The following is a 25720-nucleotide window of genomic DNA, read 5'->3' as shown; positions in this document are numbered from 1 at the left end:
GCAAACTGTCGCTCGCCCAAGAGTTTTGCCAGTTCTTCAGTCGTCGCTCGTAGCCGGAATGTCTGCGGTGGTCGTCGCAACGGCGTCCGGCGCCGTCACTCCTTACGTGGCACCGACAGCCCACCCGGCTGCGGCCCACACGGCAACCGCCATCTCGAAGTACGCCGAGAAGTACTACCTGACGGCCAGCCCGCTCGACCTGCTGACGCTGCCGTTCCAAGAGTTCTACGCCCTGTACACACAGGCCGCCGCGCTTGTCAACAGCGTGATCGCACCCGCCAACGCCGCCATCACCGGGGCGCTCGCACCGATCGCCGCCTTGTGGACCCAGGCCGCTGCGCTGCCCGCTGCCTTGATCACTGCGGCCAACACCGCGATAACCGGGGCGCTCGCCCCCGTCGCGGCCCTGTGGAGCGCCGCCGCCGCCGGACCCGCGACGCTCATCAACGGCCTCAACACGATCATCAAGGGCATCTGGACGGGCGCCACGTCCCTCACCGCCGTACCGCAGGCGATCGTCACCATTGTCACGACTGCAATCCAGCAGCTGATCGCGGCACCGGCGGCCATCGTCACGACGATCGTCAAGGCCTTGGGCTCGCTCGCCGCAGTCCCGGCCGCCGCCACCCCGTTGGCCGCCGTGACCCCGTTGGCCGCCGTGACAGCAGCTCCGAAGGCCCTGTCGGCGACGGCGCCCACCACGCCGGCTACGCCTTCCGTCCAGACCCAGTCGCTGACGGCGAAGCCGGTTGCCGCTGCCGAGACGAGCACCCCGGGCACCCCGAGTGGCGCAGGTACGACGACGGATACGACGTCGCCGGCATCGAGCACGCCGGACAAGACCACCGGCACCGACACCAAGTCCACCGGCAAGTCCACCGACAAGTCCACCGGCACCGACGGCACGAGCACCGGCACCGACACCAAGTCCACCGACAAGACCACCGGCACCGACACCAAGTCCACCGACAAGTCCACCGGCACCGACAGCAAGACCACCGGCACGGACAAGTCCGGCACCAAGTCCGACACCAAGTCGGGCACCGACAGCAGCACGAAGACCGACTCGGTCAAGTCCACGAAGACCGATTCGCAGGGCGGCAAGCACAGCGCCCCCGAGGGCACCGCGCCCAGCGTTTCCGCCTCCTCGACCGGCGGCAAGCACCGCGCCCCCGAGGGCGGCAGCAGCTCGCACGCATCGAGCAGCAGCAGCGGCAGCGGCGGCAGCCACGAGGGCTGATAAGTAGCGCAACAACATTGAGGGCTGTGGCTTCGGAAAGCCACAGCCCTCAATGCATTCCCGCCCACGTTCAGTGGGCGGAGCCAGACCTCAGTAACCAGGAATTGCCGGCACGACCGGAGACGAAGCCAGCTGCAACGGCGCCTGCGCCGCTGGGGCGAGCAGACCCGGTGCGGTCGCCGCACCGAGTGCCCCGGGAACCGGCGCCGTCGCGGCGCCCAGCGTGCCGGGCAGGGGTGCCGTCACGGCCCCCAGCGTCCCAGGTAGCGGAGCCGTGGCCGCGCCCAAGGCTCCGGGCAGCGGCGCTGTCGCTGCGCCCACCACGCTCGAAACGGGAGTGGTAGCCGCGCCCAGCGTGCCCGGCACCGCGCCGGTGACGCCCGAAAGGTTCGGCAGCCCGACGGACGGCAGCCCCGGCGGTGTCACCGGCAGACCGCCATTCATCAACGCCGGGATGTTTCCATTGGCGAGCGCCGTCATGAAAGCGGGGCACTGAGTCTGGATCGCGACCTGCGTGGCGAACCCCGCGAGCGGCGGCGCGATGCCGCCGTTGCCGCTCATCTGGGTTGCCGTGCTGGCCATCTGGCTGCCCGGCTGCACCAGTAGCGGGCAGATCGAGGTACCCACCTGGGCGATAGCGTTGCTGACAGGCCCGTTGTTGCCGATGCCGACATCGTTGAGCGCGTCGTGGACGACGTCCGCATGGGCGCGCGGTCCCCACATGAGGGCGGCGGCGACGATTGCCCCCGCCACCACGACGGGTCGCAGCACCGCGGCGGATGTCGCGATGACATCCACGGAGCCGACCTGTGTCCTTCCGGTCTTCGGCCGGCCCTGCCGGGCAGCCACCGGTCGTCTGCGGTACGTCACTTCAGTCGTTGCGGTCATCAGCACGCTCCTGTTATTGAGTGCTCGGCGCCACACTGGGCACTGATTTCACTTCGGTAACGGTGAGCTACAAATGTCACAAATACAACACGGACCGATAACCGTTCGAACCCTATGCGTTTCGCTACGTTGATCTCTGAGACCGGACTGAAATTCTGTCTCCTTTTCTTACTGGGGCTTCAACTCAATAACACCATTAGTCACAATTGCCCCATTAGCACCTTTGGGCACAAATTGAAATAGGCGTCAATACCGTCCGCGTAGAGGTTGCCGGATCGCCGGTTCGCCTACAGCCTCACGCCAGTTTCGACTTGTACGCTTACGCCACCATTTCGCCTGCGCAATCGGCTGATCCGGCGCAGCACCACCCAGGGAGACCCGATGCACGACAGGCGTGCCGCCACGGGAGGACCGCGCCCCGCATGCGGTTTCTAGTCGCTCTGGTATCGACGTTCGCGCTGGCCCTGACCGGCGTCGGCTGGTGGATCGCGCACGGCGTCATCAGCGGCTTCACCATCTCGCACGCTCTCGGCATCGACCTGCCAGGGACCGGAAACGTCAACGGCTCCATGAACATCCTGCTGATCGGACTGGATTCCCGCCGCGATCAAGACGGCAACGAGCTGCCGCAGGAGCTGCTGGACCAGCTGCACGCCGGCGACTCCGACAGCGGCGGTTACAACACCAACACCCTGATCCTCGTGCACGTCACCCCCGACAACCACGTGGTCGCCTTCTCGATCCCCCGCGACGATTACGTGCCCGTCGACGACATCTCCGGCTACAGCCACATCAAGATCAAAGAGGCGTACGGCCTGAAGAAGGCCGAGTTCGCCCAGAAACTGAACGACGAGGGCATCACCGACCAGCACGAGCTCGAATCCCAAGGCCGCGAGGCCGGTCGCAGCGCCACTATTGCCGCCGTGCGCGACCTCACCGGCGTGAAAGTCAACTATTTCGCGGAGGTCAGCCTCTCCGGCTTCTACGACCTGACCTCGGCACTGGGCGGCGTCGACGTCTGCCTGAACAACGCCGTCCAGGACGACGAGTACTCGGGCGCCGACTTTCCCGCCGGCAAGCAGACCCTGAATCCGTCCCAGGCGCTGGCGTTCGTCCGCCAGCGGCACAACCTCGACAACGGCGACCTCGACCGGACCCACCGCCAGCAGGCCTTCCTCGCGTCGGTCATGCACAAGCTGCAGAGCGGTGGCGTGTTCGGCGACATCGGCAAGTTCTCGAACCTGATGTCGGTGGCCCGCAAGGACATCGTGCTGTCCAGCGGCTGGACCAACGACGTGTTCCGGCGCCTCGGCTCGATCTCTGGTTCCAACATCGAGTTCCAGACCCTGCCGGTGCTGCGCTACGACAACGTCAACGGCCAGTCCGTGAACATCGTCGATTCCGCCGCGATCCGGTCCACCGTGTCTGCCGCCTTCTCGGACGACAAGGCCGCCTCGACCACGCCCGCGGCGCCGACCAGCACCGTCGACGTGATCAACGGCGGCGACATGACGGGCCTGGCGGCCATGGTTGCGGCGGCACTGTCCGCGCACGGCTTCTCCACCGGCGACGTCCGCAGCGCGCAGGCCGGAGAACCCACCGCCACCCAGATCGACTACGGACCGGGTGCAGAGGCCGACGCCAAACAACTGGCCAGCCAGTTGGCCATCACCGCGGCGCCGCGATCGAGCGACCAGGAGGCCCCCGGCCGAATCAGGGTCATTCTGGGCAACGACTACGACCCGCCGAGTGCGATTTCCGACGTCTCGGCCACGAATGCGGCGGTGACCAAATCGTCCGACGAAGCCGCGCCCGACCAGGGAAAGCCGCTGAGCGGCGACGGGGTACCGTGCGTCAATTGACGTTCGCGTAGCGCGTTATTTGTCCATAGCTAATGGTCAGACCGGTGTGACATACTGCACTGTGGTCAGAAAAGGGGAGGTGATCTCCGCGTGATGCCCCACGCTCGGCTGCTCGCCGCCTCCAGCCTCCTCACAGCCGGCTTGCTGGCGTTGGGTCCCGAAGCCGTCGTGGCATTGGCCGACCCCGACAGTGGCGGCTCCACGGGTGGTGCCTCAGGCAGCTCGACAACAGGCAGCACGGGCGCATCCGGCGGCAGCACCACGACTGGCACCGGAACCCCCAACACCGGCGGCAGCACATCCACGGGGTCGTCGACCACTGGTTCAACGCCCACCGGCCCGACGTCGACCACAGGCTCCCCCACGGGCGGCGCCTCGTCGTGGAGCGCACCAAACCTGTTGGGCGGCATGGTCGGCCAGTTCACGCGAATCATCCAGCACCCAACTGACGTGCTGAACAACTTGCCGGTGGTCGGCGGCGTCGCGCCCGGCACCAAGCCCAGTGCTCCCAAGAACGCACCGGCGATCGGGCCCGGCACCTCGTCGACCACGGGTTCTTCGACTCCAGCCCAGGTGAGCGTGTCGGCACAGCCCCCGGCCGGCCAGTCCCCGAGCTCGCAGAGCACCACCACGAACAGCAACGTCGCGGCCACTCCCCAGGCCCCGCTGGCGCAACTCCCGCTGGCCGCCGCCCAGATTCCGCTGACGGCGCTCGACCTGGTCAAGACCACCATCCCCACCGTCGTCGACGCGGTGCCGATTCCAGGCCTCGCGGCGCTGCCGGCGTTCGCCGATGCCCTGATCAACCCGATCGAGAGCACCGTCCGCGGATTGGCGTCGGCCGCCTCGGCTCTGCCGTTCCTGCAGTACACCCCGGGCATGCCCATCACTCAGGTGCCACTCGACAACCGGGGCATCCCCCGCGTCGCGCCTCTGGTCCCGAAAACCTTTGCGGCAGCTACGGATTCGGTGCCGCGTGACGTATCGCCGGGCGCTCCGGGCAATCCCGTCAAGCCCATCCCGCCGATCCAGCCCCGGGACACCTTCGCGGCCGAGAACCATGTTGTCGCCGCGACGGATTTTCGGCCGGGCTATCCGGATTACCTGCGGGCCGCCGGCCTCAGAGAGGTCGCCGCGGTCGCGGTCCCCGGTTTCGCCGGCATCATCACCCTGACCGCCGCCGGCGGGTTGGTCGGATACCGACAGGCCCGCGCCACCTCATCGGCGCCCGCCCGCGCTGCCCGCTTCGTGCACTGACCCGGAATAAGCCGACCGCCGATCTCGTTGGGAGCGACGTGACCGAACATGAACTGAGCCCGACCGACTGGGTCCGCCAGCAGACCGAACAGATTCTGGCGCAGGGCACCACCGATGGCGTTACGATCCTCGACCGGCCGGTGGTCTTGTTCACCACCACGGGAGCCAAATCCGGTAAAAAGCGTCTGGTGCCATTGATGCGGGTCGAGCACGACGGCCGCTACGCGTTGGTGGCGTCCAAAGGTGGCGCTCCCGAACACCCTTCGTGGTACCACAACGTCAAGGTCAACCCCCAGATCACGGCGCAGGACGGCGACAAGGTCGTGGAGCTGACCACGCGTGAGCTCGAGGGCGACGAACGGCAGGAGTGGTGGGACCGGGCCGTCGAGGCCTACCCGCCTTATGCCGAATATCAGACCAAGACCGACCGACTGATCCCGGTCTTCATCGCCGAATAGCAGCCTGCTCTTCCACGGGCAGCAGCCGGCGCGCAGCCTGCAACAAGATGCGGTGGAGCTCGTCGTCAGGGATGTCCTGCAGTTCGGGGTCCATCGCGCTGCCGTAGATGCCCGAGGTGACCAGTGACATGGTCACCCGGGTCTCGGTGTCTGCGCCGTCCATGCCCAGCACTGTTCGCAGTCGCCGGTTGATGGCGCTGCATTCCTCGTTGGAGTTGACCAAGGTGTCGATGGCCGGGTCGCGATAGAAGACAGCCGTCACCCGCCGATGCCGCACCGCGAGTTCGACGAACCCGGCAATCGCGGCCGCCTTACGGGCCGGCCCTTCCTCTTTGGCCTCGATCTCCGTAGCCAACTGGTCGAGGTCGGCGAACACCGGCCGGATGACCGCCAGGACGATGTCATCTTTCGAGTGGAACTGGTAGTACACGGAGGCCTTGCTGACCCCGAGGTGATCGGCGATCATCTGCAGCGATGTGCCGTTCACGCCGTGCTCCGCGAACAACGCGAGGGCGGCTTCGATCACCCGAGCACGCGCTGATCCGCGCGGCCCCACCGATTTGGCCAATCCCCGCTCCCTGTTCACCGCCGACCCGGGTCGGTCGCCGGGTTATCCCGGTCACCGCTCTCGCGGCGACGTCACGTGCGTCACACGGATGCCCCGATGTGCGCACCGACCTGCATCAATCGAATCGCTTAACTTGTCTAAGTTTACCTTGGTGGATACGCTGAGTCTGCCGATCGGCAGATTGAAATGTGACACAGGTGCCGGCGCCATACAAGCGCTGCCCCACGCACCAGGTCACGGAATCCGCCGAGGAATGTCGAGCAATCGAGGAACGGGGAGGTCAGCATGACCAAGGAGATCGCCGGATGATCGGCAATGCGCTCAAGAAGGCGTGGATCCCGCTGCTCATCGTCGTCGTCGCCCTCGTCGCCGGCTTCACTGTGCATCGCGTGCGCGGCTACTTCGGCCAGAACCCCGTCATCGTCACCCCACGCAACTTCGCCGACGACGCCAAACCGTTCAAGCCCAAGGTCGTCACCTACGAAATCACCGGCGAACCCGGCGCCTACGCCGACATCAACTACCTCGACCTGGACGCCAAGCCGCAGCGCGTCGACCACGCCATGCTCCCCTGGAAACTCGTCCTGTCCACGACCGCACCGGCAGCATCGCCCAACATCGTCGCCCAGGGCGACGGTGACTCCATCACCTGCACCGTCCACGTCGACGACGAACTCAAAGACACCCGCACCTCCACGGGCGTGCACGCCCAGACCTTCTGCCTGGTGAAATCTGCATGAGCAACCACAGCCTCGATACCCCGACCGACTCGTTTCCGAAGGCCGAGACACCTCATCGGCCCCTGATTCCCCGGCTCATCCGCACCCTCGCGATCCCGGTGATCCTCGCCTGGATCGGCATCGTCGTCCTGGTCAGCACGATCGTCCCGTCCCTCGATGAGGTCGGCAAGATGCGTTCGGTCTCGATGTCGCCGCACGACGCGCCGTCGATGATCGCGATGAAGCAGGTCGGCTCGGACTTCAAGGAATTCGACTCCGACAGCTCGGCCATGGTGGTACTGGAGGGGCAGCAGCCGCTGGACGCCGCCGCCCACGCGTACTACGACCAGATCGTCGCCAAGCTGCGGGCCGACACCGCGCACGTCGAGCACGTCCAGGATTTCTGGAGCGACCCGCTGACGGCGTCCGGCTCGCAGAGTGCGGATGGCAAGTCGGCCTACGTCCAGGTCTACCTGCGCGGTAACCAGGGCGAGTCGCTGGCCAACGAATCCGTCGACACCGTCGACAAGATCCTCAAGAGCGTGCCCGCGCCGCCGGGCGTGAAGAGCTATGTCACCGGCGCGGCCGCCCAGGCCTCGGATATGAACGTGGCCGGCGATCGCAGCCTGAAGGTCATGGAGGCCGTTTCGTTCGCGGTCATCATCGTGATGCTGCTGCTGGTCTACCGCTCGATCATCACGGTGCTGATCGAGCTGTTGATCGTCATGGTGCTGGTGGGCGCCGCTCGCGGCCTGGTGGCCGTGCTGGGCTTCTACAACGTCATCGGGCTGTCGACCTTCGCCACGAACCTCTTGCCCATGCTGGCCATCGCGGCGGCCACCGACTACGCCATCTTCCTGATCGGTCGGTACCAGGAGGCGCGCACTGCCGGGATGTCCAAAGAGGACGCCTACTACGACATGTATCACGGCACCGCGCACGTCATCCTGGGCTCGGGTCTGACGATCGCCGGTGCGACGTACTGCCTGCACTTCACCCGACTGCCGTACTTCCAGACGCTGGGCATCCCGCTGGCCATCGGCATGGTCACCGTCGTGTTCGCCGCCCTGTCGCTCGGCCCGGCCCTCATCACCGTGGTCACCAAGTTCGGCAAGACGCTGGAACCCAAGCGCGAGATGCGGGTGCGTGGCTGGCGCAAGATCGGCGCCGCGATCACCCGCTGGCCGGGCCCGATCCTGGTCGCCACGATCGCCGTGGCACTGGTCGGTCTGATCGCCATCCCGGGCTACAAGACGAGCTACGACGATCGTCAGTACATGCCCGCCGACCTCACGTCCAACGAGGGTTACGCGGCCGCCACCCGGCACTTCTCCCCGGCGCGCATGAATCCCGACCTGCTGCTCGTCCAGAGTGACCACGACCTGCGCAACCCGTCCGACTTCCTCGTGATCAACAAGATCGCGAAAGCCGTTGTGGCCGTTCCCGGTATCGCTCAGGTACAGGCCATCACGCGGCCCGAGGGCACGCCCATCCAGCACTCGACCATCCCGTTCCAGCTGGGTATGCAGAGCACCACGCAGGTGATGAACCAGAAGTACCAGCAGGACATGATGAGCGATATGCAGAAGCAGATCGGCGACATCCAGGTGAGCATCGACACCATGACCAAGATGCAGGCCATCACGGTTCAGATGTCGACTGTCATGGACAGCATGGTCGGCAAGATGCACGGCATGTTGAGCGACATCGAGGATCTGCGCAACCACATCTCCGATTTCGACGACTTCTTCCGGCCGATCCGCAACTACCTGTACTGGGAACCGCACTGCTACGACATCCCGGTCTGCTGGTCCATCCGCTCGGTGTTCGACACGCTCGACGGCATCGACACCATGACCGACGACTTCCAGACGGTGGTGCCGGACATGGACAAGATGTCCGCGCTGACGAAGCAGATGGTCACGGTCATGCCCCCGCAGATCGAGACCATGAAGAACATGAAGAAGTACATGCAGATGATGTACGCCACCCAGAAGGGACAGCTGGATCAGCAGGCCGAGGGCCAGAAGAACTCCAGCGCCATGGGTGAGGCCTTCGACAAGTCCAAGAACGACGACTCGTTCTACCTGCCGCCGGAGGCCTTCGAGAGCGCCGATTTCAAGCGCGGTATGAAGAACTTCATCTCGCCGGACGGCAAGTCGGTGCGGTTCATCGTGCAGCATGAGGGCAATCCGCTTACCCCCGAAGGCATCTCGAACATCGATGCCATCAAGCAGGCCGCCAAGGAAGCGATCAAGGGCACCCCGCTGGAGGGCTCGAAGATTTACCTGGCCGGTAGCGCGGCAACCTTCCGCGACATGGCCGAGGGCTCTGACTACGACCTGATGATCGCCGGAATCTCGGCTCTCGCACTGATTTTCGTGATCATGCTGATCATCACGCGTGCAGTCGTGGCCGCCTCGGTGATCGTGGCGACGGTCGCGATCTCCCTGGGAGCGTCGCTGGGTATGTCGATCCTCATCTGGCAGTACCTGATCGGCCTGCCGCTGCACTGGATGGTGATCCCGATGTCGGTGATCATCCTGCTGGCCGTGGGCGCGGACTACAACCTGCTGCTGGTCGCCCGGTTCAAGGAAGAGATCCACGCCGGACTCAACACCGGCATCATCCGCGCCATGGGCAGCACCGGCTCGGTGGTCACCAACGCCGGCCTGGTCTTCGCCTTCACCATGTCGTCGATGATCATCAGCGAGCTGCGCATCATCGGCCAGGTGGGCACCACGATCGGCCTGGGTCTGCTGTTCGACACCCTGGTCGTCCGGTCGTTCATGATGCCGTCGATCGCGGCCCTCATGGGCAAGTGGTTCTGGTGGCCGCAGATCGTCCGCCAACGTCCGGTGCCGTCGCCCTGGCCGGCCCCCCAGAAGGTCGACGTGAGCGTCTGACCAGTCATACCCGAAGCGCCGCGCTGAGACTGCCGTCTCAGCGCGGCGTTGTGGTTGTGCCGACTGCTGACGTGGCGTACGGCACGGGCAGCCTCTTCTTGCAGCCCGCCCCGAGCAGGCCAGACCCGCATACACAAAATGCCCGCCCCCGTGCGGCGAGTTGTCACACAGAGGCGGGCACCGGCGGTGTCCGGATGGAATGGCGGGGCGTCCGGCCGGCTACCGGCGGCAGCGAGCGCCGAACCTCGGCACCGGCGCGACCGGGCTATCGATCAGGCGCCGAAGCCACGGCCAGCGGACCACGCGAACACCGCGTAGGCCGCCGAAGACGACAGCTTGTGAATCTCGGCTTCCGTACCACCGAGCTCACGGATGCGGTCGGCGAACGTCGACTCGATGATGCCCGAACACGTCGACAACACATCCATCAACGATGCGTCCGCCGCCGGCGACGCCGACTCGAACTGGTTCGGCAAATGCGCAACTGCTCCCACGACCACTCCTGACCTCAAAACTGATTAATTCAGTTATCTAATTTTATCGGCTAAGTACCGGTCGTGACGAGGACTTTTGCCGTGACTTTCCCCAGCATACCAAAGGTATTGTGGCGTACGTCACAGCGACTCGCATCGACATGCAAACTTGATCTCACCGTTATCACCACTGGTCCCACGGCACACTCCAGTCGCCGTTCTGCCACAGCTGCAAGGGCTTGCCGCCGGTGTTCCGAACCTCGACCACGTCGCCCGGCACGGAGAAGTTGTAGAACCACTGCGCGTTGTCGTGATTCAAGTTCAGACAACCGTGACTGGTGTTGGTGTTGCCCTGGGCCCAGACCGTCGCATCGAGCTCATGCAGGTACACACCGTCGGTGCTGACCCGCACCGCGTACGGGATGCTCTCCTTGTACCCGAGGTGGCTGTTGATCGGGAGCCCGTAGGTCGACGAGTCCATGACCACCGGATTGCTCTTGTCGAGCACGGTGTACACCCCGGGCTGGGTCCAGAAGCTCAGCGTCTTGCCGTTGATGGTTTCGGTGCCGCCGCGCCCCATCGACGTCGGCATGGTCCGCACCAGCGCTCCACCGTCATACACGGTGACCTTCTTGGTCGCGTCGTCGGCGATCGACACGTGCGAGGCGCCGATGGTGAACGTCGGACCCCCGGCCACCGACACCACCGTGCCCGGTGCCCAGTACTGCGGCGGGCGCCAGTGCGCGGTGGTGTTGTTGACCCAGTGCCACGACCCGGCGACCGGCGGGTTCGCCGTCACAACCAAGTCCCGCGCGGCGGCGGCCTCATCCACCGGACCAGCGAAGTGCGCGACGATGACCGTGCCGATGCCGTAGGTGGCGCCGTCTCGAATCGGCGCTCCCGAGGTCATGGTGAACGAGACCGGCGGCGGCCCCGGAGGTGGCGCATCGTCGTCTGCCGATGCCACCGCAGTGGGGACGAGAAGGACCGTGGACATTGCCATCACAAACGCGCGTACCGCCAACATGCGGTCACAGTACCGATGCTCCATCCGTCACCCCCTTCCGGTGAAACCTTGGCCGTGCCAGCAACATTAGGGACGGGTACTGAGGGCGGCTTAGTCTGCGCCTAAGAATCGGCTGAGTGCCTCCGTAACGCCCGCCACAGCGCGTCGAGAGCCACTTCCGACGTCACAATCCGTTGCGGTCCAAGGCAAACCGCGGTCGTTCACCTAGCATCGAGCCCGATGGTTCACAGACCTGACGACTCCCCCGCGGCCCCGGTCAAGACCGCCGATCTGGTGCTGTCGGGCGGCGGCGTCAAGGCGATCGGATTGGTCGGCTCCGTCGTGGCGCTGGGCGACGCCGGCTACCGCGTCGGCCGGGTCTCCGGAACGTCAGCCGGCTCCCTGGTGGGCGCGGTCATCGCCGCCGCGAATCGGCGGCAGCCGGCCGACTGCCTGCTCAGCGGCGACGAACTTCGCGAGCTGGCGATGTCGCTGCCCTACCGCAAGTTCCTGGATTCCGTTGGCACCAGCCGAATTCCGGTGCTGGGCAAGTACTGGACCGCCTTCCACGGGCAGGGGATGTACCGGGGCGACGCCATCCACGACTGGGTCGCCGGCGAGTTGCGCAATCTGGGCGTACAGACCTTCGGCGATCTGGCTCTCGACGACCGTGAGCTGCCGCCCGAGCAGCGCTATCGACTGGTCGTGACGGTCGCCGACGTCACCCGAGGCACGCTGGTGCGGCTGCCCTGGGACTACCGCCGGATGTACGGCTTGGACTCCGACGAACAGTCGGTCGCGAATGCGGTCAGCGCATCGATGGCCATCCCGTTCTTCTTCCGCCCGGTGACCATCACCAGCGCCTCCGGGGCGACATCCACACTGACCGACGGCGGACTCCTGTCGAACTTCCCGATGTACTCGCTTGATCGCACCGACCGCAAGGTCCCGCGCTGGCCCAGCTTCGGCATCACCGTGACGGCCCAGCGTCCCGCCCAGGGCGATGGCGACCCGAGCCCGGGGCTGGCACCGGTGGTCGATCTACCCGGTGCACCACGCCTCTTGGAGAACCTCATCAATACCGCATTGCTCGGTCATGACCAGACTTATCTTCGGCAGCCATCCGTCGCGGCGCGCACGATAGTGGTCGATGCCGCCGGTATCGGATACCTGAATTTCGACATTTCCCAGGCGGATCGGAAGCGGCTTTATGACAACGGCTACTCCGCCGCGATGGAATTCCTGAATACCTGGGACTGGTCCGCTTACCTACACCGATTTCACGCGGGTTCGGCGTGAATACCGCCGGGGCCTAAAAACGGGGGCGCGGCACGCCATCGGCACCGATGCTCAAACCGGGGCACAGATGCACCATCGCCATATCCATCACGAAAGTCGCGGAGGCCTTGTTCACCTTCAACGAATTGGAGATGTCGTTCACGGCGTCGCCGGTCGGCTCGCCGGCATACACGAACATGTTGCAGGTCAGGCGGCCCGTCTTGAGTAGGTCGGCGTCGCTGGTGCCATTCAGCCTGCTATGAAGCTCGGTGAGATAGGCGACCTCTGCCGCGTTGGCCGCGGACTTGGTCGGCACACAGTCCAGCGGGTTACCCCGTTCGGCGCACGACGCCATCTGGCCCGTCCCGACATCGGCCAGTGCGGGGACAGAAACGCCGAGACCAGCCACCGCCAGAGCCGCCAGCAGCTGGCCGGTAATCACACGCACAGTCATCGCCACGACACCTCCCGCCCGCCACATAAGACGCTTCCGTCAATTAATTCCGGCACCGCCCCCGCGGTGTCCGTAACGGAATAATAAAGTTTGTTCGGGCAAAGCGATAACCGAACGGGAAATGAACCTTTCCCGACTTATCGCCGTGATAGCGGCGGAAGAGTCAGACTGCGCTGCCGGCCACCCGCTGCGCCGTCAGTTGAGGTACCAGCCAGGCAGCCATCAGACCCAGTTCTCCCGACGGGTCCAGCGCATCGGGCCACGGTCCCGCCAGCGCGTCGAACTCCGCTTGATGACAGCCAACAGCCCGCTTGACCGCCCGCAGTGACACACTGCTGTCGCGGGCCCGGCGACCGCACGCGCATTGATGGCCCGGGTGCTCGGAGCAGCCGGCGACATAACGTTCGACCGCAGCGCGAAGCGTCGGATGCACGGGACGGGCCAACGCGATGCTGCGTACCTGGCCTCTGCGCCCGATCCAGCTGGCGACCACGTCTTCGCCCATGTCATCAAGGGCCTGGGCATACGCCTCCAGTTCGGCTCGCGGCGACGGGTCCCCGGCGCCGGCGGAGCCGACGATTTCGATCACGGCGTGGCCCTGCCAGTCAACGGGACGGAACCGCAAAGTCCGCCGGCCGGACCGGATGACCTGACCGCCCGCACTCACCATCGCGCCGTCCGGCTGGACCGTATCGAAGAACCACCGCAGACCAATGAGCAGTTCGGGCAGGTGCCCCGCCGCGACTCGCTCCTGCAGCATCGAGCCGAGCCCTTGACTTACGGAGGGCTCGGTCCGACTACGTCGCCGCGGGACCCGCAGTCCAGCCGAGTCCGTCTCCATGGCCACCTCCAGCAAATTTTTGCCGTCCGCCAAAGTTTGACGTTGACCCCCATTAGAGCACGGACGGAGGGTGGCCGACGATACTTCAAACGATTGAAATCTCACCATTCTCGCTAACAACCTCAATCGAATCACAAGCAACGCGAGGACCATGCGACCCACTAGACACGTATGTTGCATTATCGCGACTCACCTGCGATTTTCCGTATCGTTTCGCACACAAACGCCTGGCCGGCAGACGCCGGCCGCTCGCCAAACTTCTGGTGTATAGCTAATACTCAAATCAAGTTCGTACCCAAGGTACTTCCCGCCACACCCACACCGCCCCGCCGTCGACTCTTGCGAAATCGGCAAACCGCATCCGCGAGCCCGACGGAGCCGGTGCCGCAGCCCGGTGCACCCGACCGGCACCGACCCTGTTCGCGTGTTAGCGGCGCCATTCGGCAGGGCAGATGAAAGACTCACGACGTGCACCAAATCCGCTCGCGCCGCAGCTTTCTGGCATTGGCCGCCGGTGCCGCCGGTGCCGCGGTAGTCGCCGCGTGCACCAAGCCACCGGCCTCGGGCACCGTCGCCGGCGACGGGTCGGTCACGATCAACCATGCATTCGGCTCCACCCGGATTCCCGCACCGCCCAAGAGCGTGGTGTGCGCCGGCCTCACCGGGCAGGACGAACTGCTGGCCGTCGGCGTCGTGCCGATAGCCGTGACCGAGTGGTTCGGAAATCAGCCCTTCGCGGTGTGGCCGTGGGCGCAGCCCGCGCTCGGGTCGGCGCAGCCGGCCGTCCTCAATCTCAACGACGGCATCCAGGTGGACAAGATCTCCGCGCTGAAGCCCGACCTCATCATCGCCACCAACGCCGGGTTGGATGCCGACACCTACAAGAAGTTGTCGGCCATTGCGCCGACCGTCGCCCAGTCCGGCCAGGACGCCTTCTTCGAACCATGGAAAGACCAGGCCACCGTCATCGGGCAGGCCGTGTTCAAGGCCGACGACATGAAAAAACTCATCGACGGCGTCGACGCCAAGTTCGTCGGCGCCGGCAAGGCAAACCCGCGGCTCGGCGGCCGAAAGATGTTGATCGTCAACGGTCTTCCCACCGCCGACGGGGTAGAGATCACGCCGGCCGGGTGGCGCACCGAGTTCCTCGGCGAGATGGGCATCGCCATACCGGACGGGCTGGACTCCTTCACCAAGGGACAACACGCCTTCGTGCCTCGCGACCAGATGGCCACCGCGTTCCGCGGCGCCGACGTGCTGATCTGGACCCTCGACGCCGACGAGCAGCGGCCTGCGGTGCTGGCCGACCCGACGGTCGCGCAACTGAGTCAGGCAAAAGCCAACCGGATCGTCTTCCCCAACAAGGATTTGTCCGCGGCCATCACCTTCGCCTCAGTGCTGTCCTATCCGGCGGTGGCCGACCAGCTGCCGCCGCTGCTGACCGCGGCGCTGGCCTGACCAGATCGGGGCCTCAACCCGGCTCCCGGTTGCACCCGTCGCCGTGGCTGCCAAGATGATCGGCGTGACCGTAGCCGAGCGCCCCGAACAGCACGCCCGCTTCGCGCAGGTCGGATCGGCCTACTATCCGATCCTGATCGCGGTGTTCACGGCGCTCGTGATCATCTCCAACGTGACGGCCACCAAGGGCGTGGCATTCGGTCCGATCATCACCGATGGCGGGTTCATCGTCTTCCCGCTCACCTACATCATCGGCGACGTGCTGTCGGAGGTGTACGGCTTCAAGGCTGCCCGGCGGGCGATCTATCTGGGCTTCGCCATGAACATCCTTGCCGCGCTGACGTTCTGGGTGACGATCTACCTACCGGCCGCCGACTTCTACCCGAACCAGGCGCACTTCGAGAACGTCGTGCACTCCTACACCCAGCTGATCATCGCGGGGCTGGCCGGTTTCATCGTCGGACAGACCATCAACGCATGGGTTGTCGTGGCGATCAAGGAACGCACCAAGGAGAAGCATCTGTGGGCGCGGCTGGTCGGCTCGACCTTCGCCGGGCAGCTCGGCGACACCCTGGTGTTCTGTGCCATCGCCGCCAACGCCATCGGCATCAGCACGTTTCACGACTTCGCCGTCTACACGGGCCAGGGCTGGCTGTACAAGACCGCCGTCGAGGTGGTTTTCCTGCCGGTGACGTATCGGGTGATCAGTTACATCAAGCGCAACGAACCGACGTACGACGTGGCCCTCTGAGTGATTGCTAAGGCTCTTCTGGCGAGGCGCTAAAGAAAGCAGAAATGACGGCTACCCGCGGGTAGCTTCGAGTGATGACCGTCACACAAGAAGCTGTGAGCGCACCAACGACCATGACGCTCGGCACCGTCCGTGACTACGGCGACCAAGCCTTGCTGCTGGAATTCAACAGCACCACCGAGGTTTTGGCGTGGACCGACACGCTCCGCGCGGCGGGTTTGCCCGGCGTGCTCGACATCGTCCCGGCCTCGCGGACCATTCTGATCAAGCTCGCCGCACCGAGATATCGGATTCCCACCGGACAGCGGCTGTCCAAGCTTCATCTCACGGAACCACCTACCGCCGAAAACGGCGCTCCACAGCAGCCTGATGTGGTCATCGACGTCGTGTACGACGGCATGGACCTCGACGAGGTGTCCGAGCTGACCGGGCTGGCCCCGAGCGAGGTGATCGCCGCCCACACCGGATCGCTGTGGCGCGTCGCGTTCGGCGGCTTCACGCCGGGCTTCGCCTACCTGGTAGGCGGCGACGAGCGACTGCAGGTGCCGCGACGCAGCGAGCCGCGCACCCGCGTGCCTGCCGGCTCGGTGGCCCTCGCTGGAGAGTTCGGCGGGGTCTATCCGCGAGAGACCCCCGGTGGCTGGCAGTTGATCGGCCGTACCGACGCCAGCCTGTGGGACATCGAGCGGGACCAGCCGGCATTGCTGGTTCCGGGTATGTGCGTGCAATTCCGGGCAATCGGTTAGCCGGTCGGGACGAAAGGACAAGCCGATGACCGCAACACTCGAAATTCTCAAGACCGGCCCGCTGGCGCTGGTCGAGGATCTAGGCCGTCCCGGCCTGGCCCACATGGGCGTGAGTCGCTCGGGGGCCGCCGATCGCCGCTCGCACACGCTGGCCAACCGGCTGGTCGCCAACCCGAACGACCGCGCCACCATCGAGGTGACGTTCGGCGGCTTCTCCGCCCGGGTCCACGGCGGCGGGAGGGAAGGCGTCGCGGTGGCCGTCACAGGCGCCGATGCCGATCCGTCGGCGAACGGAATCCCGTTCGGCACCAACAGCATTCACTATGCCCATGACGGCGAGGTGATCTCCCTGGGCGCACCGCACACCGGTCTGCGCAGCTATGTGGCGGTCCGCGGCGGCTTCGTGGTCGACCCGGTGCTCGGCTCCCGCAGCTACGACGTGATGTCGGCGATCGGTCCGCGGCCATTGCAGGTCGGCGACATGCTGACCGTCGGCGAGCACACCGCCGAGTTCCCGGAGGTGGATCAGGCACCCGTGGCCGCCATCGCCGAGGACCTGCTGGAACTGCTGGTGGTCCCCGGCCCGCGCGACGACTGGTTCGTCGACCCCGATGCCCTGGTGCATACGGAATGGGTGGTCACCGACCACAGCGACCGGGTCGGGATGCGGCTGAACGGCCGGCCTCTGCAGCACCGCTGGCCGGACCGGCAGCTGTCCAGCGAAGGCACGACGCGTGGGGCAATTCAGGTACCGCCCAACGGTTTACCGGTGATCCTCGGCCCCGACCACCCGGTCACCGGCGGGTACCCGGTGATCGGCGTGGTTGCCGACCATGACATCGACAAGGTTGGCCAGATTCGCCCCGGCCAGCACGTGCGCATGCACTGGTCCAGGCCGCGTCAGCCGTTCGGTGCCTGAACCCGCGCAGGCACCAGCGCAGGCTGCGCAATCCTGGTAGAACGAGGGGGTGCACCCGACGGATCTCTCCCGCGTACACAATGTTCACACGGCGCGGCTGGTCCACACCGCTGACCTCGATGCCGAGACCCGCGAAGGCGCTCGGCAGATGGTCATCGACGCCTATCGGGAAAGCGGAGACTCCAGCAGTTCCTTTTCAGAAGCCGACTGGGAGCACTCGCTCGGCGGCATGCACGCCCTCATCTGCCACCACGGCGCGATCATCGCGCACGGCGCCGTCGTCCAGCGTCGGCTCATCTACCACAACACCGCACTGCGCTGCGGCTACGTCGAAGCCGTCGCCGTCCGCGAGGACTGGCGTGGCCAGGGGCTGGCCACCGCGGTTCTCGACGCCGTCGAGCAGGTGATCCGCGGCGCCTACGAGATCGGCGCGCTGAGTTCTTCGGACACCGCGCGCCCGATCTATACCGCGCGCGGCTGGCTGCCGTGGCGCGGCACGACGTCGGTGTTGGCGCCGGCCGGGGTCAACCGCACGCCCGAGGACGATCGCTCGTTGTTCGTGCTGCCGGTAACGGTCGAGGTCGACACCACCGCGGACATCACCTGCGACTGGCGCGACGGCGACGTCTGGTAGCGCTGTGAGGTTTTGACCGGCAAAAGCCCAGCTCAGCACCGAGTGTGAGGGAAACTTCATCGCTTGCTCACTGGTGACACCGCTGGGCAACGGCCGGGTAACCGGCCGGAAACACATGTTCCCTTCACTAGACACATGAGTGATCCCGATCGGGCCCCGCTCACCGGATTTCGGGTGGCGGTGACCGCCGCACGACGTGCCGATGAGCTGTGCACCCTGCTGCGCCGCCGCGGCGCGACGGTGATCGCGGCCCCTGCCATTGCCATGGTGCCGTTGCCCGATGACGAGGAACTGCGCACCAACACGCAGGCACTGCTCGAGGTGCCGCCTGACGTATTGATCGCGACCACCGGCATCGGCTTCCGCGGCTGGATGTCCGCCGCCGACGACTGGGGCCTGTCCGGCGAGCTGACCGACGCCCTCAGCCGCGCCCGGATCGTCTCCCGCGGCCCCAAAGCCACGGGCGCGCTGCGCGCCGCCGGGCTGCCCGAGGAATGGTCGCCCGAATCCGAGTCGTCCCGCGAAGTGCTGGGCTACCTGTTGCAGGGTGGCATCTCGGGTCTGCGGATCGCCGTTCAGCTGCACGGCGCCACCGACGAGTGGGACCCCTTCCCCGAGTTTCTCGACGAACTGCGCCGCGCCGGCGCCGACGTCGTGCCGATCCGGGTCTACCGGTGGCAGCCGGTACCGCCCGGCGGTGCGTTCGACTCACTGGTCACCGACATCGCCGAACGCCGGCTCGATGCCGTGAGCTTCACCTCGGCACCTGCGGTTGCGGCGACCCTGATGCGCGCGACCGAACTCGGCATCAATGCGCAAGTGCTGGAAGCGTTTCGGACCCAGGTGCGCGCCATGTGCGTCGGACCGGTGACGGCGCGGCCGCTGGCCCGGCTCGGCGTCCCGACCTTCGCACCCGAGCGGATGCGCCTGGGTGCGCTGGCCCGCCACATCGCCGACGAACTGCCGGTGTTGCAGGCCCGCAAGCTGCGGGCCGCCGGGCACGACCTGGAGATCCGCGGTACGTGCGTCGTCGTCGACGGTGTGGTCCGGGACCTGTCCCCCGCCGGGATGGCCATCGTCCGTGCACTGGCCCTGCGGCCCGGTGCGGTGGTGTCCCGGCAGGAACTGCTGGCCGCGCTGCCGGGCAGCGGGACGGACACCCACGCCGTCGAGACCGCCGTGCTGCGGCTGCGAACCACCTTGGGCGACAAGGAAATCGTCGCGACCGTCGTCAAGCGTGGTTACCGGCTGGCGGTCGACGACTACTCGGCAGGTGCGCAGTGAACCCCGTCCTGGTGGCCCACGGCACCCGCAAGGGCTCGGGTGTGGCAATGATCGGTGAGCTGGCCGAGCAGGTCAGCGGCCTTCTCGACCGCCGGGTGCACACCGCGTTCGTCGACGTCCTCGGCCCCAACCCGGCCGAGGTGCTGTCGGGGCTGCCGCACGGCCCGGCCGTCGTCGTCCCTGCCTTCTTGTCCTCCGGGTACCACGTTCACAAGGACATCCCGGAGGGCATCGCCGAGAGCGGCCATCGCGATGTCACGGTGACGCCGGCGCTGGGCCCGTCGACCGCGATGGTCCGGGTACTCGCCGACCGGCTGATCGAATCAGGTTGGCGCCCCACGGATTCCGTCGTGCTGGCCGCAGCCGGAACCTCTGATCCGCGCGCCGCCAGTGACCTGCGCCGCACCTGCGCGATGCTGTCGGCGACGCTGGGCAGCCGCGTCGAGCTCGCGTTCGCGATCAATGGAACGTACTGGGTCGGTGACGTGGTGGCCCGGCTGCGCAAGCGCGGCGCCGATCGGGTTGCCGTGGCGTCATACCTGTTGGCCGACGGGCTTTTTCAGGACCGGCTGTACACGTGTGGGGCCGACGTGGTGACCGATCCGCTGGGCCGGCACCCCGGCGTCGCCAAGCTGGTGGCCCACCGGTTCCGGACCGCCCGGTTGTCGCTCGCCGCCTAGACAATACTGTCGGCCGACGGATTGGGGTCAGGCGTGCGGACAGAACATCCCTAGAATCTGCTCGCATTGCTCACGGGTGGTGATGCTGCCCGGCATCGGGGGCGGTGGAGGCGGCGGCGCCGGCGGATTGTCGCCATCCCAGATTTCCTTGGCGACGTTGCCGTCTCCCATATTCACGTAAAAGTAGGTGTGGCAGACGCTGGTGTCCCAGATGACCGGGTCGTTGACCATGTTGCCGGTCCGTACGGGAGGGTCGCCGGGACACCAGCGGCATGGCCCCTTGGGGTCACCGGGGCAGCCGGGCCAGCCCCGGGCGTGAGCGGTGCCGGCGCCGGGAATGACAGCGGCCGCGACGGCGCCCGACAGCAGAGCTGCGGCGAGTATTCCCTTGACAGTGTGGTGTGCCATTGCATCGCGTCCCTTCGCCGACGTCGGATGACGATTCAGGGGTGTTGAGTTGCGGCCTGTCTAGACGCTGATCACCGATACGGTGTTGCCCGCCATGTCTGCGACGTAAAGCTGGGTGCCGTCGGGGCTGATGGTCAAACCAACCGGGTCGTTACCGGCTGGGATGGTGGTGATGACCGCGTTGGTTGCGGTGTTGATCGCCGTGACGGTATTGCTCAGAGCGTCAGCCACATAGACGACACTGCCGTCGGGACTCACTGCCACGCCTGTCGGGTTTTTGCCGACCGGCACTGTGGCGATCACGGTGTTGGTGGCGGTGTTGATGACCGAGACCGTGTTGTCGGAGATGTTCGTGACATAGAGCCGGCCGTCGTCGGGGCTGAGGGCTGCGCCGCCGGGATGCTGGCCGACGCCGATCGAGGCGATGGTGGTTTTGTTGCCGAGGCTCATCACGTCGACCGCAGCGTGCAGCACATCGGGGACGTACAGGCAGCCTTGCCCTCCGCATCCCTTGGGGTCGAGCGCGATCATGCCGAACATTCCGGTGCCGTCACCGACGGTGTTGAACGAGGTGATGGTGTCGGTGGACGTGTTGATCGAAGCCACATTGAACGCATTCGAATTGGGCAGGACGTCGACCCAAACCGTCTTGCCGTCGGGTGTGAACGTCACAAATTGTGGGCTCAAGGAGTTGAAGGGGATGGTGGCGACGACGGTGTTGTTCGCCAGTGCCACGACCGAGACGGTGTCATGGCTGGCGACGTAGGCGACGGTACCGTCGGGACTGACCGCGACTCCGGCGGGAAGCTGGCTGACGGGAATGGTGGCGACAACTGCGCGGGTATGGGTGTTGATGACCGACACGGTGTTGCCGGTGGTGTCGCTGACCACCAGTTCGCCGCCGCTGGAATTCAGCGCCAGAAGTTGCGGTCCTCCGCTGACCGGGATGGTGACGTTGGCCAAGGTCGGCGGGGAGACCGGCACGGCGACGGCTATGGCGCTGCTCTGCACATCGTTGTAGGCAATGATCCTGATTTCCCCGGCGCCGCCGCCCAGTGCCCCGAGCCGTGCCGCGTCGGTGGGGGTGTAGGTGTAAACGCCGTCGGAGTTGATGGTGACCGTGCCCTGCGAGGGGTCGGTGCTGGCGCGGTAGGTCAGCGGGGCGCCCGCGGCGTCGGTGAACACCACATGCCCGGTCACCGTGCCGGTCACCGTGTCGGGGGCACCGACGGTGGGCGTACCCGCTTGGGGGATACCGGCCGGATTGAAGGTGTCTTCCAGCCAGCGCGCCGCCGAGTACGCCACCAGCTGCAGGATGTTGCCCGCAGCCGGGGTCGGGGTGGTGGGATTCATCCCGGTGAACGTCACCAGCGTATTGGCGATGAGGTTGATCAGCGGCTGCCACGGCGAAACCGAGGCGACCGGGGCGGTGACCGGCGGTGTGCTGACCGCAGCGAGTGGCGACGTTGTAGGTACGGCCGCGGACAGCACGGTGGGATGGAGCCGGGGCGTCGAGCCGGTCGGGGGCGGTGTTGTCGCGGTCCTCGTCGACGGTCCGTTGCTCGGCCCGCTGGTACCGGGGTGGCCGCCGGCAGCGGCCGGCGTCAACCGCTTCTCGCTCGCCGGGGTGGGCTGCGTCGTTGTCGACGTGTCGGCGGCCGGCACGTTCTTGGTGGTCGCTGCAACACGGGGCAACCGTCCGAGGCCCCTCGCCATCGTCAGGGGCCGCGTGCCGGTGGTGGACCCTGACTTCGGGCCCGACGGATCACTGCCCGTCGGTGTGGAGCCACTGTGGTGGGTGGTGTCGGCGTAGGCGACTGCCGGCGCGGCAACGGCCGTGCCGACACCGAGGGTGAGCACGCCGGCACCCAGCCAGGCGGCGATTTCGCCGTGGTGCCGAAGCTCGCGCGCGTCGCGATGACCTGTGGTGGTACGGCGTTGCGCCAGCCTTGAGGCCTTCGCGCGGTTGGCGATTCGGTGACGACTCATCTGTCTCGACCTCCGTCCGTTGACCACACATGCCCCAGTGCCGTGCACCGGTCGGGGCGCGACCAAGGGGCGCGGCGATTACAGTGAAGTCGCATCATGTCCCTATGTGCGGTGCTGATCGCCGTGCGCCCTCCGGGGCGCCCGCTAGCTAGTGTGCGTCGGCCGACGGCCTCGGTTCATGAGGCGTTTCCCCTATTTTTCGACGCCGTCAACAGCGGCTGAACGCGGGAGCCGGTGGGGTGCAGCGGTTACTGGAGCGTCGGGAGGTGCTGACCGAGCTGGACGCGGTCGCGCAACAGGTTTCGCGCGGCGGCGATGGTCGGCTGGTGCTGGTGAGCGGCGAGGCCGGCATCGGCAAGACCGCTGTCCTGAGCCACTTTTCGGCCGCGATTGATTCCTCGATGCGGGTGTTGCGGGGTTGGTGCGACCCGCTGACCACACCGCGGCCGTTGGGTCCGCTGATCGACGCCTTGACCGGGGTGGGCCCGGACGCGGCGAATGCGCTGGATGCGGCGATCCGATCCGGTGACAGCGGGACGCTCTACCGGCGGTTGCTGGGGTTGCTGCGCGACGGGAACCGGTGGGTATGGGTGATCGAAGACGCCCACTGGGCCGACGGTGCCACCCTGGACCTTCTGCGGTTTGTGGCCCGACGCATCGAATCGCTGCCGCTGCTGTTGGCGGTGTCCTACCGCGACGATGAGCTGGACCGCCAACACCCGCTGGCGGTTGCCCTGGGCGATATCGCCACGTGTGCGGCGGTCAGCCGGATCCGGCTGAAACCGCTGAGTCCTCGGGCCGTGGCCCAGCTTGCCACCGGCCGCGGCGTCAATGCCGAACAGCTGCACCAACTCACCGGCGGAAACCCATTTTTCGTCGCCGAGGTGCTGGCCGCCGGCCCGGTCGCGCTGAGTCGGCACGACTTGCCGCGCAGCATCACCGAGGCGGTACGCGGCCGGCAGGGCCGGCTTTCGCCGGCCGCCCGCGAGACCGCTGATGCGGTGGCGATCTGCGGCCCGCGCACTGCCGTCGCCTTGCTGGAGAAGATCTGCCCAGCGGCGGGCACCGGACTGGCTGAATGCCTCGACGCGGGGGTGCTGGTGGCCGACGGAGACACGATCGGGTTCCGCCACGAGCTGGCTCGCCGTGCCACCGCCGACCAGATACCTGACTATGAGCGCCGAGTTCTGCACAAGCGGACGCTGGCGGTCCTGACTGAACCGCCGATCGATCCGGATACCCTGGCGGCGTTGGCATTTCACGCTCAGCGGGCCGGTGATGCCGACGCAGTCATCCGGTACGCGCCACCGGCCGCCGAGCGGGCGTTGGCGCTGGGGGCGAACCGTGAAGCCGCCGAGCTGTACGAGCTTGCGCTGCGCTTCGCCGGCACCATCCCCGACGAGGAGCGCGCCGTCTGGCTCGAACACCACGCGTTTGCCACCTATGCCTGCGGGCTCGCAGAGGCGGCGGTGGCGTCCTGGCGAGAAGCGGCGACGTTGCGGCACCGTCTCGGCCACCGACTCGCCGAGGCCGAGGATCTGCGCTGGCTCTCCCACGAACTGTGGGGGATGGGCCGCACGGGTGAGGCCGCTCAGGCGGCACTGGCTTCGCTGGAGCTCGCCCGCGATGCCGGCCCCAGCCCGCAGCTGGCCTCAGCTCTGGTGAACATGGCCCAGGTGAGTGTGTGGGGTTTCGACCCGGCCGCTGATGACTACCTCACCCAAGCGCTGAGCGTGGGCGCCCAGCTCGGTGACGACGTGACCGTCGCCCAAGCCGGCGGCTACGCCGCCCTGGCCCGCGTATTGCGTACCGACACCGGATGGGATCACTTGGAAGCGGCGTGGCGCGATGTGATGGCCGCCGACGTTCGTGGCGAACACGCGGGGGTGCTCGGGACCTGTGTGTGCGGGTTCGCCGCGATGCACCATGACCTGGAGCGGGCCGAGAATCACCTCACGGAGGCCTTCAGGCATTCCCGGGAACGTGATCTGTTCACCTTCGAGGCGTTGAATCTTGGCGTCGCAGCGCTGCTCGATTTGCATCGCGGTAACTGGGACAGCGCGCGCTCGGCGGCGGAGGATGTGCTGACCAGACCAGGGTTGGCCGCGGTGAATCGGGCGTTGCCGCGGTTGACCGTTGCCCTCATCGACGCCCGCCGCGGCGAGCAACCCGTCGTGTCCCTACTCGATGACACCGCCGTCGTACCCCTGTCCGACCATCTCCGGCTCTTTCCGGTGTGGGCTGCCCGGGCCGAGATCGCCTGGTTGGCCGGCGACGACGACGACGCCCGCACCGAGGCGCAGACCGCCCTGGCCACCCTCCAGGACAAGGCCGATCCGTGGCTGATCGGCCCGCTGCATCGCTGGGCGCAATTATCCGGCGCCGCAACGCCTGTCGCCGTCGAAAACCCGATCACCCCTTTTCACCTGGAGATCACCGGAGACTGGCGGGCCGCGGCTGCGGAATGGACCCGTCGGGGCTGCCGGTACGAGGCGGCCATCGCGCAGCTCGGTGGCGATATCGTCGCGGTGCAATCAGCGCACGACACCTTCCGCCGACTCGGGGCGCGGGCCGCTGCCCGTCGCGCCCAACAGCGCCTGGCCGCGCTGCGCGGGCGTACCCGCCGCGGCCCATACGGTCAGACCCTGGCTGACCCCGACGGGTTGACCCGCCGCCAACGAGAGGTGCTCGAACTACTCACCGCCGGGCACAACACCGCCGACATCGCCGCCACCCTGCACATCAGCACCAAGACCGCCGACAACCATATCCAGGCCGTGCTGGCCAAACTCGGCGTGAGCACCCGGGCCCAAGCCGTCGCCCGCGCCCTGCAAAAACCGACCATGCAATAGCCCTCCGACGGGTCTCATCGGACGAGCCGGTGCGGCCCATACTGGAGAC

22 protein-coding genes and 1 pseudogene are annotated in these 25720 nt (G+C 66.6%); 15 read left to right on the top strand and 8 right to left on the bottom strand.

Annotation, left to right across the window (positions count from 1 at the left end; genetic code table 11):
• Window positions 1-106: 106 nt before the first annotated feature.
• Complete coding sequence (locus G6N59_RS18490; protein WP_138228266.1) at window positions 107-1240, top strand: hypothetical protein; 1134 nt, start codon at window positions 107-109, stop codon at window positions 1238-1240.
• 90 nt (window positions 1241-1330) lie between these two features.
• Here the strand turns inward: G6N59_RS18490 and G6N59_RS18485 are convergent, their stop codons facing one another.
• Window positions 1331-2128 carry a DUF732 domain-containing protein gene (locus G6N59_RS18485; RefSeq protein ID WP_138228265.1) on the bottom strand — a complete coding sequence of 266 codons (798 nt, stop codon included), beginning with the start codon at window positions 2126-2128 and terminating at the stop codon, window positions 1331-1333.
• 422 nt (window positions 2129-2550) lie between these two features.
• On the opposite strand from G6N59_RS18485, the gene G6N59_RS18480 reads away from it, so the two are divergent.
• The 3 genes from G6N59_RS18480 (at window position 2551) to G6N59_RS18470 (ending at window position 5705) form a co-directional block, all read left to right on the top strand.
• Window positions 2551-3990 (top strand): LCP family protein, encoded by a 1440-nt coding sequence (locus tag G6N59_RS18480; RefSeq protein WP_138228264.1) that lies wholly within the window; start codon window positions 2551-2553, stop codon window positions 3988-3990.
• Between the two features lie 90 nt (window positions 3991-4080).
• Complete coding sequence (locus G6N59_RS18475; protein WP_138228263.1) at window positions 4081-5247, top strand: hypothetical protein; 1167 nt, start codon at window positions 4081-4083, stop codon at window positions 5245-5247.
• Window positions 5248-5285: 38 nt separating this feature from the next.
• Window positions 5286-5705 (top strand): nitroreductase family deazaflavin-dependent oxidoreductase, encoded by a 420-nt coding sequence (locus G6N59_RS18470; RefSeq protein ID WP_138228262.1) that lies wholly within the window; start codon window positions 5286-5288, stop codon window positions 5703-5705.
• Here G6N59_RS18470 and G6N59_RS18465 read toward each other — a convergent pair.
• Window positions 5692-6273, bottom strand: coding sequence for a TetR/AcrR family transcriptional regulator (locus G6N59_RS18465; protein WP_163911451.1), 582 nt, complete (start codon window positions 6271-6273; stop codon window positions 5692-5694). The genes G6N59_RS18470 and G6N59_RS18465 overlap by 14 nt on opposite strands.
• A gap of 305 nt (window positions 6274-6578) precedes the next feature.
• Here G6N59_RS18465 and G6N59_RS18460 point away from each other — a divergent pair, with 305 nt between their 5' ends.
• Both G6N59_RS18460 and G6N59_RS18455 read left to right on the top strand, forming a co-directional pair.
• A complete protein-coding gene (locus tag G6N59_RS18460; protein WP_163911448.1) occupies window positions 6579-7013 on the top strand; it encodes an MmpS family transport accessory protein in 435 nt (144 codons plus the stop codon).
• On the top strand, window positions 7010-9898 hold the full coding sequence (locus tag G6N59_RS18455) for an MMPL/RND family transporter (RefSeq protein ID WP_138228261.1): 2889 nt from the start codon (window positions 7010-7012) through the stop codon (window positions 9896-9898). The genes G6N59_RS18460 and G6N59_RS18455 overlap by 4 nt, the downstream gene beginning before the upstream one ends.
• A 272-nt stretch (window positions 9899-10170) precedes the next feature.
• Here G6N59_RS18455 and G6N59_RS18450 read toward each other — a convergent pair whose 3' ends face one another.
• Window positions 10171-10392 carry a hypothetical protein gene (locus G6N59_RS18450; protein ID WP_138228260.1) on the bottom strand — a complete coding sequence of 74 codons (222 nt, stop codon included), beginning with the start codon at window positions 10390-10392 and terminating at the stop codon, window positions 10171-10173.
• 163 nt (window positions 10393-10555) lie between these two features.
• Window positions 10556-11341: pseudogene (locus tag G6N59_RS18445) on the bottom strand (L,D-transpeptidase); the annotation flags it as partial.
• A 276-nt stretch (window positions 11342-11617) separates the two neighbouring features.
• On the opposite strand from G6N59_RS18445, the gene G6N59_RS18440 reads away from it, so the two are divergent.
• Window positions 11618-12676 (top strand): patatin-like phospholipase family protein, encoded by a 1059-nt coding sequence (locus tag G6N59_RS18440; protein WP_138228259.1) that lies wholly within the window; start codon window positions 11618-11620, stop codon window positions 12674-12676.
• Window positions 12677-12689: 13 nt separating this feature from the next.
• On the opposite strand, the gene G6N59_RS18435 is transcribed toward G6N59_RS18440, so the two are convergent.
• On the bottom strand, window positions 12690-13109 hold the full coding sequence (locus G6N59_RS18435) for a DUF732 domain-containing protein (protein ID WP_234884035.1): 420 nt from the start codon (window positions 13107-13109) through the stop codon (window positions 12690-12692).
• A 163-nt stretch (window positions 13110-13272) separates the two neighbouring features.
• The gene (locus G6N59_RS18430) at window positions 13273-13869 is read right to left on the bottom strand and encodes a hypothetical protein (RefSeq protein WP_138228257.1); all 597 of its coding nucleotides are present in this window, start codon (window positions 13867-13869) and stop codon (window positions 13273-13275) included.
• A 549-nt stretch (window positions 13870-14418) separates the two neighbouring features.
• Here G6N59_RS18430 and G6N59_RS18425 point away from each other — a divergent pair.
• The 7 genes from G6N59_RS18425 to G6N59_RS18395 all read left to right on the top strand — a co-directional run bounded on the left by G6N59_RS18425 (window position 14419) and on the right by G6N59_RS18395 (window position 20422).
• Window positions 14419-15408, top strand: a complete 990-nt coding sequence (locus G6N59_RS18425; protein WP_138228256.1) for an ABC transporter substrate-binding protein — start codon at window positions 14419-14421, stop codon at window positions 15406-15408.
• 55 nt (window positions 15409-15463) lie between these two features.
• The gene (locus G6N59_RS18420; protein WP_138228292.1) at window positions 15464-16159 is read left to right on the top strand and encodes a queuosine precursor transporter; all 696 of its coding nucleotides are present in this window, start codon (window positions 15464-15466) and stop codon (window positions 16157-16159) included.
• Window positions 16160-16233: 74 nt separating this feature from the next.
• Window positions 16234-16905, top strand: a complete 672-nt coding sequence (locus G6N59_RS18415) for a 5-oxoprolinase subunit B family protein (RefSeq protein WP_138228255.1) — start codon at window positions 16234-16236, stop codon at window positions 16903-16905.
• Between the two features lie 25 nt (window positions 16906-16930).
• A complete protein-coding gene (locus G6N59_RS18410; protein WP_138228254.1) occupies window positions 16931-17824 on the top strand; it encodes a 5-oxoprolinase/urea amidolyase family protein in 894 nt (297 codons plus the stop codon).
• A gap of 49 nt (window positions 17825-17873) precedes the next feature.
• A complete protein-coding gene (locus tag G6N59_RS18405; RefSeq protein WP_138228253.1) occupies window positions 17874-18458 on the top strand; it encodes a GNAT family N-acetyltransferase in 585 nt (194 codons plus the stop codon).
• A 135-nt stretch (window positions 18459-18593) separates the two neighbouring features.
• Entirely contained in the window at window positions 18594-19742 is a 1149-nt protein-coding gene (locus G6N59_RS18400; RefSeq protein WP_138228252.1) for a uroporphyrinogen-III synthase, read from the top strand.
• The gene (locus G6N59_RS18395; RefSeq protein ID WP_138228251.1) at window positions 19739-20422 is read left to right on the top strand and encodes a sirohydrochlorin chelatase; all 684 of its coding nucleotides are present in this window, start codon (window positions 19739-19741) and stop codon (window positions 20420-20422) included. The genes G6N59_RS18400 and G6N59_RS18395 overlap by 4 nt, the downstream gene beginning before the upstream one ends.
• A 27-nt stretch (window positions 20423-20449) precedes the next feature.
• Here the strand turns inward: G6N59_RS18395 and G6N59_RS18390 are convergent, their stop codons facing one another.
• Together G6N59_RS18390 and G6N59_RS18385 are read right to left on the bottom strand one after the other, a co-directional pair.
• Window positions 20450-20830 (bottom strand): hypothetical protein, encoded by a 381-nt coding sequence (locus G6N59_RS18390; protein ID WP_234884031.1) that lies wholly within the window; start codon window positions 20828-20830, stop codon window positions 20450-20452.
• A 60-nt stretch (window positions 20831-20890) separates the two neighbouring features.
• Window positions 20891-22819, bottom strand: coding sequence for a YncE family protein (locus G6N59_RS18385; protein WP_138228250.1), 1929 nt, complete (start codon window positions 22817-22819; stop codon window positions 20891-20893).
• 239 nt (window positions 22820-23058) lie between these two features.
• Between G6N59_RS18385 and G6N59_RS18380 the strand changes: the two genes are divergently transcribed.
• Window positions 23059-25671 carry an ATP-binding protein gene (locus G6N59_RS18380; RefSeq protein ID WP_138228249.1) on the top strand — a complete coding sequence of 871 codons (2613 nt, stop codon included), beginning with the start codon at window positions 23059-23061 and terminating at the stop codon, window positions 25669-25671.
• Window positions 25672-25720: the final 49 nt, after the last annotated feature.

The sequence above is a fragment of the Mycolicibacterium aubagnense genome, assembly GCF_010730955.1.
GTDB lineage: Bacteria > Actinomycetota > Actinomycetes > Mycobacteriales > Mycobacteriaceae > Mycobacterium > Mycobacterium aubagnense.
The sequence above is the reverse complement of the archived record's forward strand: the minus strand, read 5'-3'. Positions and strand labels throughout refer to the sequence as shown.